Consider the following 10,850-nt stretch of genomic DNA (forward strand, 5'->3'; position numbering starts at 1 on the left):
CCGTCGCGGCGTCTGTCGGCGACGCCTTTCCCAAGCCCGCATGTCAGACGGGTGCCACTCTCTCTGTCAAGCGGAAGGATGGCCTTTCGTGCTTCCGTGACGAGTGGAGTCAGTGTGCCAGAATCTTCGACAGGAAGGCTTGGGCCCGGTCCGACCGCGGCTTGTCGAAGAAATCGTCCTTCGTGGCATCCTCGACGATCTCGCCGCGATCCATGAAGACGACCCGGTTGGCGACCTTGCGGGCAAAGCCCATCTCGTGGGTCACGACCATCATGGTCATGCCTTCCTTGGCAAGTCCCACCATGACGTCGAGGACTTCGCCAACCATCTCGGGGTCGAGGGCCGAGGTCGGCTCGTCGAACAGCATCACGATCGGGTTCATCGACAGCGCCCTGGCGATGGCGACGCGCTGCTGCTGGCCGCCAGAGAGCTGTCCTGGATATTTGTGCGCATGGGCGCCGAGGCCAACGCGGTCGAGGAGCTTCAGGCCGGTGGTGCGCGCGGCTTCCGCCGAGCGGCCAAGCACCTTGCGCTGACCGAGGGTGAGGTTGTCGGTGATCGAGAGGTGGGGGAACAGCTCGAAATGCTGGAACACCATCCCGACACGGGATCGCAGCTTGGGAAGGTCGGTCCCCTTGGCCTGAACGCCGATGCCGTCCACCGTGATCGATCCCTTCTGGATCGGCTCCAGCGCGTTGACGGTCTTGATGAGGGTCGACTTGCCCGAGCCCGAGGGCCCGCAAACGACGACGACCTCGCCCTTCGTCACCTGGGTGGTGCAGTCCTTCAGGACCTGGACCGGCCCGTACCACTTGCTGATCGCGTCGATGGAGATCATCGGCGCAGTGGCTTTCGGCGATGCGGAAGCAGACATGGGCGGGCCTTCAGCGAATGATGGCGACGCGGCGCTGCAGACGCCGCACGAGGGTCGAGGCGACGAGGCAGATCACGAGGTAGACCAGCGCTGCGAAGATATACATTTCGACCAGGCGGCCGTCGCGCTGCGCCACCTTTGAGGCAGCGCCCATGAAGTCGGTCAGTGAGATCACGTAGACGAGGGAGGTGTCCTGGAAGAGCACGATCGTCTGCGTGAGCAGGAGCGGCAGCATGTTCCGAAAGGCCTGGGGCAGGATCACGGTCGCCATGGTTTGGCGGTAGGACAACCCGATCGCCTGGGCCGCCGCGGTCTGTCCCTTGGGGATCGACTGAATGCCGGCGCGCATGATCTCCGAGAAGAACGCCGCCTCGAACAAGGTGAATGTGACGAGCGCAGAAGTGAAGGCGCCCACCGAGATCGGCCGCGACGCACCTGTCAGCCATTGGCCGATATAGGGCACGAGGAAATAGAACCAGAAGATCACCAGCACCAGCGGCAGGGATCGCATGAAGTTCACGTAGATCTTGGCCGGCCAGGCCAGCACCGCGATACCCGACAACCGCATCATCGCGATGAGTGTGCCTAGAATGATGCCCCCCGTTGCCGCGAGCGCCGTCAGCGTCACGGTGAAGACCATGCCGGTGCCGAACACGTAGGGCAGCGACGAGAGCACGACCTTGAAATCGAAATCCGAGAACATGGGCGACCTCAGATCGCGATGAAGAGCGAGGAAAGGCGATGCATCAGCGCGAGCCCGGAACCGCGACGCGGGTCTCGAGCCGGCCGGCCAGCGTCACCACGAGAAGGCTGATCAGGAGGTAGATCACCGTCGCGGCGGTGAAGGCCTCGAACACTTGCGAGGAGAATTCCTGCATCGACCGAGCCCTCGCCGTCAGCTCGAGGAGGCCGATGGTCAGCGCGACCGATGTGTTCTTCATGTTGTTGAGGAACTCGGAGGTCATCGGCGGCAGGATGACCCGATAGGCGATCGGCAGCAGGATGTAGCGGTAGGTCTGTGCCGTCGTCAGACCGAGGGCCGTGCCCGCCATGCGTTGGCCGCGCGGCAGAGACTCGATACCGGCGCGGACCTGTTCGGCGACGCGGGAGGCCGTAAAGAAGCCCAAGCAGATAACCGCGGTGTAGAACGAGGCGTTCGGCAACTGCTTGAGCCAGTTGCCCCACTCGGTCGGCACCACCTCGGGCATCACCGAGTACCAGAGGAACATCTGGACGAGGAGCGGGATGTTGCGGAACAGCTCGACATAGCTGGTCCCGATGGCATTCGCGGTCTTGCTCGGCAGCGTCCGCAGGACGCCGATCACCGAGCCGAGGAAGAAGGCGATGATCCAGGAACAGAGGGCCGTGGCGATCGTCCACCCGAGCCCCGACAGAAGCATGTCGAGATACGTGCCGGTCCCCTCTGGCGAGGGCTCGAAGAAGATGCGCCAGTTCCAGTTATAGTTCATTGGCTAGGGCAAGATCTTCTGTCTCGAGGGGAAAGTCGGGGCGGTTCAGCCCTCGCGCCGCATTCCAGTGCGGCCGCTCCCGCCAAACAAGCAGAAGCGGCTTCTCACGGTCTCAATACGCTGCGGGATCCGCGCTGTCGCTCGGGCTCGCGAAGGCCTTTTTCATCGGCTCACTCATCGGCAGGTTCAGGTTGATGCCGCGCGGCGGGATCGGCTTCGTGAACCACTTATCGTAGAGCGCCGCACCTTCCGGGCTCTTGTAGAGCGCAGCCGTGGCCGCATCCACGACCTTCTTGAACGGCTCGTCGTCCTTGCGAAGCATGATGCCGTAGGGCTCGGGAGCCGAGAGCGCCTCCGACGAGATCGCGTAGGCGCCCGGTTCCTTGGAGCCGGCGGCGAGCGAGGCGAGAAGCACGTCGTCCATCACGAAGGCAACGGCGCGGCCGGTCTCGACCATCAGGAAGGCCTCGGCATGGTCCTTGGCCGGCAGGATCGTCAGCCCGAGGCTGCGGGCGGTGTTGGCCTCGTTGATCTGGCGGATGTTGGTGGTGCCCGAGGTCGAGACCACGGTCTTGCCCTTTAGGTCCTCGATCTTGTCGAGCTTGGCCGACTTCTTGGCCACGAAGCGGGTGGCGGTCAGGAAGTGGGTGTTGGTGAACGAGACCTGCTTCTGGCGGTCGACGTTGTTGGTGGTCGAGCCGCATTCGAGGTCGACGGTGCCGTTGGCGATCAGCGGGATCCGGGTCGCCGAGGTCACCGGGTTGAGCTTCACCTCGAGCTTGGACAGCTTCAGGTGCGCTTTGACCGCATCGGCGACCTTGTTGCAGATCTCGAAAGCATAGCCGACCGGCTTCTGGTCGCCGTCGAGATACGAGAACGGCACCGACGCGTCGCGGTAGCCGATCACGATCGCACCCGTCTCCTTGATCTTCGCCAACGTCCCCGTCAGATCCTGAGCTTGAGCCGCTCCGGCCGCCAGCAGGGTAGAGACGCCGAACAATAGGCCGATGGATCCGCGCGAACGGCGCTGGTGGCTCGTGTGCATATGCGGACTTGCTCCTCGTGGATGATTTCTTGGCCTCGGCATCGCTGCCCAGCAGACGTCAGCTTATCAGTCGGCGGACGGGCCGCAATACGAACCGGCCACCCGTCCCCTCATTAAACGATCGTTACCTCGGGTGACGGGTTCGGATCGCCGGCTCGGGCAGCGTGAAAGTCACGCGTTCCGAGCGCCGCGAGGCTAGCGGCACGAGCTCGGCCGGAGAAGAGACGTTGTCGGGCAAGCCCGCCGATACTTGTCGCCGAAGCTGCCTGTCATTTGTGCAGGTGTTCCGGCCGGCCCCGGCTGGCTCTCAATCCCCCAGTCCGATGAGCTTGAAGCCCGTCTGCTCGTTCCTCGTTGCCGCTGCGACGGCGGGGGTGCGCCACGGCAGGCTCATCGAGGCGCGAGCGCCCCCTCCGGAGAGGCGACCTTACGGTGCACGCAGCTTGACGGCGGCTTCGGCGGCGCGGCGGATGATTTCCGGCTGCGGGGTCCCGGCGGGTACGACCCAGCTTCCGCCGACGCAGAGAACCGGCTTGAGGGCGAGCCATTCCGGCGCGCTGGCCTCGGTGATGCCGCCGGTGGGGCAGAAGCGGACCTGGCCGAAGGGGCCGGAGAGAGCCTTCAGCGCCTTGATCCCGCCGGAGGCCTCGGCGGGGAAGAACTTGAAGCGGTCGAGGCCGTGATCGAGGCCGCGCATGATGTCGGCAGAATTGGCGATGCCGGGCAGGTAGGGCACCCGGCTCTCGATCGCCGCCTTGGTGAGCGGGTCGGTGAGGCCGGGGCTGACGATGAACTTGGCGCCCGCCTCTAGCGCGGCGTCGAGATCCTTCGGGTTGAGGACCGTGCCGGCGCCGACCACCGCCCCCTCGACCTTGGACATCTCGCGGATGACGTCGAGGGCGGCCGGCGTGCGCAATGTGACTTCGAGAACGGTCAGCCCGCCCTTCACCAGCGCCCGCGCGATCGGCTCGGCATCGCGGACATCTTCGATCACCAGGACGGGGATGACGGGAACGGAGCGCATCAGGGCGTCGATGGCGGTCATGGGGCTTCCTCTCAGGGTGATCTGACGTCGTCGGCGGACCTTCTCAGAGCCCCGCCGCCGCGAGCATCGCGGAGGCGCCCTGCTCGGCGCCGTCTGCACCGTGGCGCATGAAGGCGAAGAGCTCGCGGCCGGTTCCGAAAGCGGGTGGCGGCGGCACTGCCTGCGCGCGCGCCTCCCAATCCTGCGCATCGACGAGGGCTTCGAGACTCCCCTCCTCCGCGCTCAAGCGGACGACATCGCCGTCCCGCAGCCGCGCCAGCGGACCGCCGCCGAGCGCCTCGGGGGTCAAGTGGATCGCCGCCGGCACCTTACCGGAAGCCCCCGACATCCGCCCGTCCGTGACCAGGGCGACCTTGAATCCACGGTCCTGCAGCACGCCGAGCTGAGGCGTCAGCTTGTGCAGTTCCGGCATCCCGTTGGCCCTCGGCCCCTGGAACCGGACCACCACCACCACGTCGCGTTCGAGCTCGCCGGCCTTGAACGCCGCCATGACGTCGTCCTGATCGTCGAAGACGCGGACCGGCGCCTCCACCGTCCACCGAGATGAATCGACAGCGCTGGTCTTGAAGGTGGCCCGGCCGAGATTGCCCTTCACCAGCCGCATGCCGCCATCGGCCTTGAAGGCGTTGGCGGGCGCCCGGAGGATCGACTCGTCGTGGGAATGATCCGGCGCCTCCTCGAAGACGAGCTCGTCCTCGATCAGCTTCGGATCGCGGGCATGGTCGCGCAGGCGCGAGCCCGCCACGGTGAGGAGATCGTCGTGCAGGAGCCCGGCATCGATCAGGCTGGCGATGACGTAGCTCATGCCGCCGGCGGCGTGGAAATGGTTCACGTCGCCCGAGCCGTTCGGGTAGACCTTGGCGACCTGCGGAACGACCGCCGAGAGCCGGTCGAAATCCTCCCAGTCGAGCACGATCCCGGCGGCCCGCGCGATCGCCGGCAGGTGGATCGCGTGGTTGGTGGAGCCGCCCGTGGCGAGGAGGCCGACGACGGCGTTCACGATGGCCTTCTCGTCGACGCAGAGCCCGAGCGGCCGGTACTCGTTGCCGTTGGCGCCGATGGCGGCAAGGCGGTGAACCGCCGCCCGCGTCACCGCCTGGCGCAGCTTGGTGCCCGGATTGATGAAGGAGGCGCCGGGCATGTGCAGGCCCATCACATCCATCATCATCTGGTTGGAATTGGCGGTGCCGTAGAACGTGCAGGTGCCCGCCCCGTGATAGGAAGCGGACTCGGATTCGAGCAGCTCGTCGCGGCCGACCTTGCCCTCGGCATAGAGCTGGCGGATGCGCTGCTTCTCCTTGTTGGCGAGCCCCGAGGGCATCGGTCCCGCCGGGATCAGGATCATCGGCAGGTGGCCGAAGCGAAGTGCGCCAATCAGCAGGCCCGGCACGATCTTGTCGCAGATGCCGAGGAGCGCCGCTCCGTCGAACATGCCGTGGCTCAGCGCCACGGCTGTGGAGAGCGCGATGGTGTCCCGCGAGAACAGCGACAGCTCCATGCCGCGCTGGCCCTGGGTGACGCCGTCGCACATGGCCGGCACGCCTCCGGCGACCTGCGCGGTGGCGCCGACCTCGCGGGCGAAGATCTTGATCTGCTCCGGGTAGCGTCCGTAGGGCTGATGCGCCGAGAGCATGTCGTTATAGGCGGTGACGATCCCGATATTCATCGCCCGACCAGCCTTGATCGCCGGCTTGTCCTCGCCGGAGGCGGCGAAGCCGTGGGCGAGGTTGCCGCAATTCAGCATCGGGCGATGGACGCCGGATTCCCGCTCCCTCGCGATGAGGTCGAGATAGGCTTTTCGCGATGGCGCCGAGCGCTCGACGACACGCGCCGTGACGGTGGCGATCTCGGGATGAAGCTCGGCCATGGCGATCCTTCCGTTTGGTCCAGGGGCGCCGGGAAACGGCACCAGGGCGGGCGGCGAAACCATGCGCGCCGAAGAAGTCGTCGTTCAGGCGATCCCCGCCGAGCACGTTCCGCGCCACCTCCGGAGGTTGTCAGTTGCGCCGCACAAGCCCGGGTTTCAAGCACGGTACGATGGTGCGGACGGCGGGACTCGAACCCGCACAGCCTTTCGGCCGCAAGATTTTAAGTCTCGTTGGTTCGGATTACAAAGGGCGTAAGGCACTGATAACGTGGAGTGAATGTGTGCAGGGGTGGTATTCATCTGGGTGGCGTGGAGTACGTGTGGCGCTCTCCACCACCACCGCGACTCTCTGCGAGATTAGTCTCTGCGTGTTGTTCTAAGATACCGTTCTATAACGCGAACTGACTGCGCCACCCAGTTAGGTAGCCGTTCGTTCTCGAGGTCAGCGATGGTGAGCGCATGGATGACCAACGGCATCGTCCCATGGCAGTGGTTGAAGCTGTCAGCCACCAGCTTGAGGACGTAGATGAGCTGGTCCTTCTCGTCACTCGTCTGCCACTCACGGAAGAAGCCCAGACGGGCCTCTACACGCTCGTCATGGGTCATCTCCCACACGTAAGGTCCATCTTGGATCAGCATACGGTAGGCAGCAGCGTACAGGATCGCATCAGCCTTCTCAGGCCCGCCTAGAGCTTCCTGAACCTCAGGCAGGAGGAGATCAGGAACCTTCTTCTCAGCCCGCTTCTTGGGCTTCGGCGGTGTCGTCATGCTCTCACCTCTAACGCCTGGATCGCGCTGACCAAAGCAGCAGCGTTAATGTGGATGTAACGCTGTGTCACCGACAGGCTTGAATGGCCTGCAAGCTCCTTGATGGCTGATGCGTTCACGCCACGATCAGCGAGCCTCGAGCAGAACTCATGGCGCATGATGTGAGGCACGAACTGCGCATCATCCACGAGGCCCAGCAGTGCTGAGAGCTTGTCCCACTGCCAGGACACAGCGAAGCGGGTCACATCGAACACGTACAGGGCTGTCGTGAACCCCTCGTTGTCCTTGCGGTAATCGAGGTTCGCCCGCTTCTCCAGAATGTCCCTTGCGCGGCCTGTAAGGGGCACTGAGCGGGTCTTGCCTGACTTGGCGCCTGTGCCCCAGACCATGAGCTTGTCAGCCTGTACGTCTCTGTGACGGAGGTTGAGCATCTCGCCCTGACGGAGCCCCGTATCCACACTCAGAGCGATGAAGTCAGCCATCCATAGCTCACCCATGCGCTCGAAGTAGTCGAGGGCTGTGGCCTCCTCCTCAGGAGTGAAGCGCCTGATTCGATGCTCGCTCTCAGCGAACTTAGCGCACTTAGGCTTGCCCACGATCAGGCCCATATCCACGGCCTCAGTCAGGCAGGTGGAGAGAGCGGCCACCTTACGGTTCACCGTAGCGGGCTGATTGCCCATCTTGAGGAGCTTGCCTCGAGCCACATCGATGTCAGCCTTGTTGATGGAGCTGACTGGCCTGTTGGCCCCGATGAGCCTGATGATGTCTCTGGCGTTGTCAGCCTGCCTCGAGCCGCTCTCCTTAGCAGCCCAACGGCTCGCCTCGACATGAGATACCAGCTCGTTAAGCGTGTGAGGCAGGCCCTGCTTGCGCTGTGAGGCGTGCTTGACGTTGTCGCCAAGGTCCACTGGCTCGCCTCGGATGAGCCGTGCCTTGCTGTCCAGCTCCCACGCCTTAGCGGCCTTCTCAGTCTCGAAGTTGCGACGTACACGGCCACCGGCTAGTGACGTGTGGTACACGATTCCTTGCCAGCTTGAGCCTCGCTTAGTGGGCATGATCTACTCCTCATGGGTGGATAGGTTAGTGTAAGGCGACTTGGTGAAACTGGTAGACACAAGGCACTTAAAATGCCTCGCCAGGAATGGCGTGAGGGTTCGATTCCCTCAGTCGCCACCATCCTAACGAGGCATTTGGGTAGGCTCAGCGGCGGATGTTGGCGCTGTAGGTCTTCGAGAGGAAGTCCCTCGAGGTCGGGCTATCAATGATGATCGTTTCGCCTGTGAGGGCCGAAAGGTACTCCTCAACGAACTCCCGACCCTTCTTGGTCAGGAACGCGATCTTGCGACGACGCTCAGTAGGATCGTCAACCGTCTCGACTAGCCCAAGCCCTGGCTTACCAAGCCTGTGCCACTCACCAAGAGACATCAGGTTCCGAGAGACAGAGCCTAGAGCGAGTCTCGTGCGCTTCTCGATGCCCTGCATGGTGATCCCATGCTGCTCGTATACGGCTAGGACGACCTGCAGCGCCTGAGGTGTCATCAGGTCACCTAGCTTGCGCTGAACGTGGGTCGCGTCGATGGCACGCTTGGCCCACATCGTGGGAGTTTGATTCGACACTCTACGCTCATGGTAGGCGGGCTGGATGTGGCCCACATGCGCCAATGAGCGTGACTGTGCAACGATCTCTGGGGTCATCTTAATGCTCCAGGTGAGGAGTAGATTGCTTAGGGTTCGCTCCGAGAACTCCTCACCCGTGAGATTGTTCCCAGGCTTACCCGATGAAATCCAACATACCCACCGGCGAGTTAATAAGCCACCCTGTGAATAACGCCAGGACCACAAGCCCGCGTGGGTTGCTGTCCCAGATGACGTGTGTGGAGCCCATGAACAGCTCCTGACTCCGTCCGCTTGAAGCACCGTCAAGCCACCAACGACCCCTACAAGGGCTTCGGAACTCGACGTGGAAGTCACCAATCAACGGTACGTGTAGAAACCCGCTGTGCAAGTTGTCGAACATCTGCTTTCATGGTGCTCCAACAGACCGACAGAACGCATTGCGAGAATCCCTCTGTTGTGGGATACTCACAGCTTGTGAACTCAACACTAGAGTTTGTGGCGTTCAGAGCGTGTTGGGCTCTTAAGCAACAGTCACTGGAATGTGATCAGCACCGTGAAGGTGACGGGATCATGACCGGGACGGGACATATTGCACCGATCATCATCATGTCGCCCTCGCCCGCCTAGAATGGCTGATCATGAGAACGTAACAGGAACGGGGCCATGGTGCTAGGAGGATTATCCACCTATCCACAGCCCCGTTATTCCTATCGAGAGATCAGCTTGCGTAGGTGCCCAAGGCCAGAGCGACCGTGGATAGGATGCTGAAGGTCCCCAGGATCAGTGAAAGTTCGTACATGATGAGTTCCTCATGGGTGGATTGTAACGGGCGCGTGAGGGTCGCTGACGCGCCTTGAATGTGTAGCGTTGTGTTCCTCAGGGGTGGATAAGTCAATACGTGAGGACACCGATCAGTGCGAGTGTGGCGGCTGGGGCACAGCCAAGGGCCAGGAGATAGAGTGCGTCGAGGATGTAAGCGGTCATGATGTGCCTCGAATGTGAGATGAAGTGGTTTGCAGGGGTGGATAGATCAGCGGTAGAAGCGGACAGCCTCAGGCGTATCGTGACTGTCTCTGAGCCACCACTTGGCGCTTTCACGGTGAGGGGCGCGGAAGAACACCGTTTCCCCCGTGTGATCCATGGCGCACCAGAGAGGCTGTCCTGAGCCCCAGTAAGCCCCACCAGCGTCGTAGCCTCCCCCATTGAGCCTGATGCGGAACAGTTGGATGCGCTGGGCGCAGTCGAGGTTGTGAACGGCCTCTGAGCGACGCCCCATCGGTGCCCCGTAGCGGCTGAAGACATCAGGAGTAGCGGTGCGTGAATGTGCCATGATGTGATCCTCTAGTGTGCGTGATGTGTTGCAGGGGTGGATAGGACTAGACAGCCGACAGCACCGTGAAGCCCGCCTTCTCGAGGTTGCGCGCCCACGTCTGCCCATCATCCCCAGCCAGGACAGCGAAGCGGAAGTCCCCAAGCGCGCGAGCCTGAGCGTTAGTGTGGATCATCGGGTCTTGTGCCGCATCATCCATCTGAGCCTTAGCGTTCTTTACTGCCATCTGTACCGCCGCTGTCTGCCGATCATAACCACCACCTACAGCGCGTCCTCGAGCCATCTTAGTCCCAATCCAATGTACGTAAGCGGTCACCGTGTTACCGAACTTGAAGGCCACTGTAGCGACCCTTTCGCCGTCCTTAAGGACCACGTAAGCGGACACGTTAGCGAACGCCTTACGATGCTGGGCATAGATGTCAGTCATGATCTAATCCTCTAGGGTGGATAGGTTGCCTCAGCAGTTCGTCTGCTGTGATCCCCTTTTGCCACCAACTATCCACCCCTGTAAAGCAGAAAATGCACGGAGACAAAAAGAAAATGCTTAGGGCAGCTTTATCAGGCACTTAGAGGGCGTGTGGTGGTCTGATGGTTCCCTTCTAGGGGTGATGATGTGTGCATGAGTGAGGGCTGATGGTGTGCGTGAGTGGTGCTGATGGTGCGCTTGAGGTGCGCTGATGGTGTGCTGACGGTGTGCTGACGGTGTGCTGACGGTGTGCTTAAGGAGAAAAAAGGTAGAACTCCCCGGCTGAGAGCAACATGCGTATTCCGACGAAGCCGGCCGGGGATTCCGATTTGAAGCCGGCCGTCGTTCCGAGGCGAAGCCGGCCACCAT

Annotated in this window: 10 protein-coding genes and 1 tRNA gene; 1 reads left to right on the top strand and 10 read right to left on the bottom strand. The window is 62.6% G+C overall.

Annotated elements, in window-relative coordinates:
• Nucleotides 1-109: 109 nt before the first annotated feature.
• From K2Y56_RS14525 to K2Y56_RS14560, 8 genes are all read right to left on the bottom strand, one after another.
• Complete coding sequence (locus K2Y56_RS14525; protein ID WP_292508739.1) at nucleotides 110-838, bottom strand: amino acid ABC transporter ATP-binding protein; 729 nt, start codon at nucleotides 836-838, stop codon at nucleotides 110-112.
• A 46-nt stretch (nucleotides 839-884) separates the two neighbouring features.
• Nucleotides 885-1,577, bottom strand: a complete 693-nt coding sequence (locus K2Y56_RS14530) for an ABC transporter permease subunit (protein ID WP_292508711.1) — start codon at nucleotides 1,575-1,577, stop codon at nucleotides 885-887.
• Between the two features lie 43 nt (nucleotides 1,578-1,620).
• A complete protein-coding gene (locus K2Y56_RS14535) occupies nucleotides 1,621-2,343 on the bottom strand; it encodes an amino acid ABC transporter permease (protein WP_292508714.1) in 723 nt (240 codons plus the stop codon).
• A 112-nt stretch (nucleotides 2,344-2,455) separates the two neighbouring features.
• A complete protein-coding gene (locus K2Y56_RS14540; RefSeq protein ID WP_292508717.1) occupies nucleotides 2,456-3,388 on the bottom strand; it encodes an amino acid ABC transporter substrate-binding protein in 933 nt (310 codons plus the stop codon).
• A 427-nt stretch (nucleotides 3,389-3,815) separates the two neighbouring features.
• On the bottom strand, nucleotides 3,816-4,433 hold the full coding sequence (eda, locus tag K2Y56_RS14545; protein WP_292508720.1) for a bifunctional 4-hydroxy-2-oxoglutarate aldolase/2-dehydro-3-deoxy-phosphogluconate aldolase: 618 nt from the start codon (nucleotides 4,431-4,433) through the stop codon (nucleotides 3,816-3,818).
• A gap of 43 nt (nucleotides 4,434-4,476) precedes the next feature.
• Nucleotides 4,477-6,300 carry a phosphogluconate dehydratase gene (gene edd / locus K2Y56_RS14550; RefSeq protein WP_292508723.1) on the bottom strand — a complete coding sequence of 608 codons (1,824 nt, stop codon included), beginning with the start codon at nucleotides 6,298-6,300 and terminating at the stop codon, nucleotides 4,477-4,479.
• Nucleotides 6,301-6,657: 357 nt separating this feature from the next.
• The gene (locus tag K2Y56_RS14555; RefSeq protein ID WP_292508726.1) at nucleotides 6,658-7,068 is read right to left on the bottom strand and encodes a hypothetical protein; all 411 of its coding nucleotides are present in this window, start codon (nucleotides 7,066-7,068) and stop codon (nucleotides 6,658-6,660) included.
• Nucleotides 7,065-8,123, bottom strand: coding sequence for a site-specific integrase (locus K2Y56_RS14560; protein ID WP_292508729.1), 1,059 nt, complete (start codon nucleotides 8,121-8,123; stop codon nucleotides 7,065-7,067). Before K2Y56_RS14560 ends, K2Y56_RS14555 begins: the two co-directional genes overlap by 4 nt.
• A gap of 34 nt (nucleotides 8,124-8,157) precedes the next feature.
• Between K2Y56_RS14560 and K2Y56_RS14565 the strand changes: the two genes are divergently transcribed.
• Nucleotides 8,158-8,244, top strand: a tRNA-Leu gene (locus K2Y56_RS14565).
• A 24-nt stretch (nucleotides 8,245-8,268) separates the two neighbouring features.
• Here K2Y56_RS14565 and K2Y56_RS14570 read toward each other — a convergent pair.
• Together K2Y56_RS14570 and K2Y56_RS14575 are read right to left on the bottom strand one after the other, a co-directional pair.
• Nucleotides 8,269-8,763 carry a MarR family winged helix-turn-helix transcriptional regulator gene (locus K2Y56_RS14570; RefSeq protein WP_292508732.1) on the bottom strand — a complete coding sequence of 165 codons (495 nt, stop codon included), beginning with the start codon at nucleotides 8,761-8,763 and terminating at the stop codon, nucleotides 8,269-8,271.
• Nucleotides 8,764-10,061: 1,298 nt separating this feature from the next.
• Nucleotides 10,062-10,442 carry a hypothetical protein gene (locus tag K2Y56_RS14575; protein WP_292508734.1) on the bottom strand — a complete coding sequence of 127 codons (381 nt, stop codon included), beginning with the start codon at nucleotides 10,440-10,442 and terminating at the stop codon, nucleotides 10,062-10,064.
• Between the last annotated feature and the right edge of the window lie 408 nt (nucleotides 10,443-10,850).

Origin of the sequence: Methylobacterium sp. (assembly GCF_019745455.1) — a bacterium.
Classification (GTDB): Bacteria; Pseudomonadota; Alphaproteobacteria; order Rhizobiales; family Beijerinckiaceae; genus Methylobacterium.

Excerpts from the sequence above, each read along its gene's own strand:
- K2Y56_RS14525 (WP_292508739.1), bottom strand. The coding sequence starts at position 838 with ATGATCTCCATCGACGCGATCAGCAAGTGGTACGGGCCGGTCCAGGTC.
- K2Y56_RS14530 (WP_292508711.1), bottom strand. The coding sequence starts at position 1,577 with ATGTTCTCGGATTTCGATTTCAAGGTCGTGCTCTCGTCGCTGCCCTAC.
- K2Y56_RS14535 (WP_292508714.1), bottom strand. The coding sequence starts at position 2,343 with ATGAACTATAACTGGAACTGGCGCATCTTCTTCGAGCCCTCGCCAGAG.
- K2Y56_RS14540 (WP_292508717.1), bottom strand. The coding sequence starts at position 3,388 with ATGCACACGAGCCACCAGCGCCGTTCGCGCGGATCCATCGGCCTATTG.
- eda (WP_292508720.1), bottom strand. The coding sequence starts at position 4,433 with ATGACCGCCATCGACGCCCTGATGCGCTCCGTTCCCGTCATCCCCGTC.
- edd (WP_292508723.1), bottom strand. The coding sequence starts at position 6,300 with ATGGCCGAGCTTCATCCCGAGATCGCCACCGTCACGGCGCGTGTCGTC.
- K2Y56_RS14555 (WP_292508726.1), bottom strand. The coding sequence starts at position 7,068 with ATGACGACACCGCCGAAGCCCAAGAAGCGGGCTGAGAAGAAGGTTCCT.
- K2Y56_RS14560 (WP_292508729.1), bottom strand. The coding sequence starts at position 8,123 with ATGCCCACTAAGCGAGGCTCAAGCTGGCAAGGAATCGTGTACCACACG.
- K2Y56_RS14570 (WP_292508732.1), bottom strand. The coding sequence starts at position 8,763 with ATGACCCCAGAGATCGTTGCACAGTCACGCTCATTGGCGCATGTGGGC.
- K2Y56_RS14575 (WP_292508734.1), bottom strand. The coding sequence starts at position 10,442 with ATGACTGACATCTATGCCCAGCATCGTAAGGCGTTCGCTAACGTGTCC.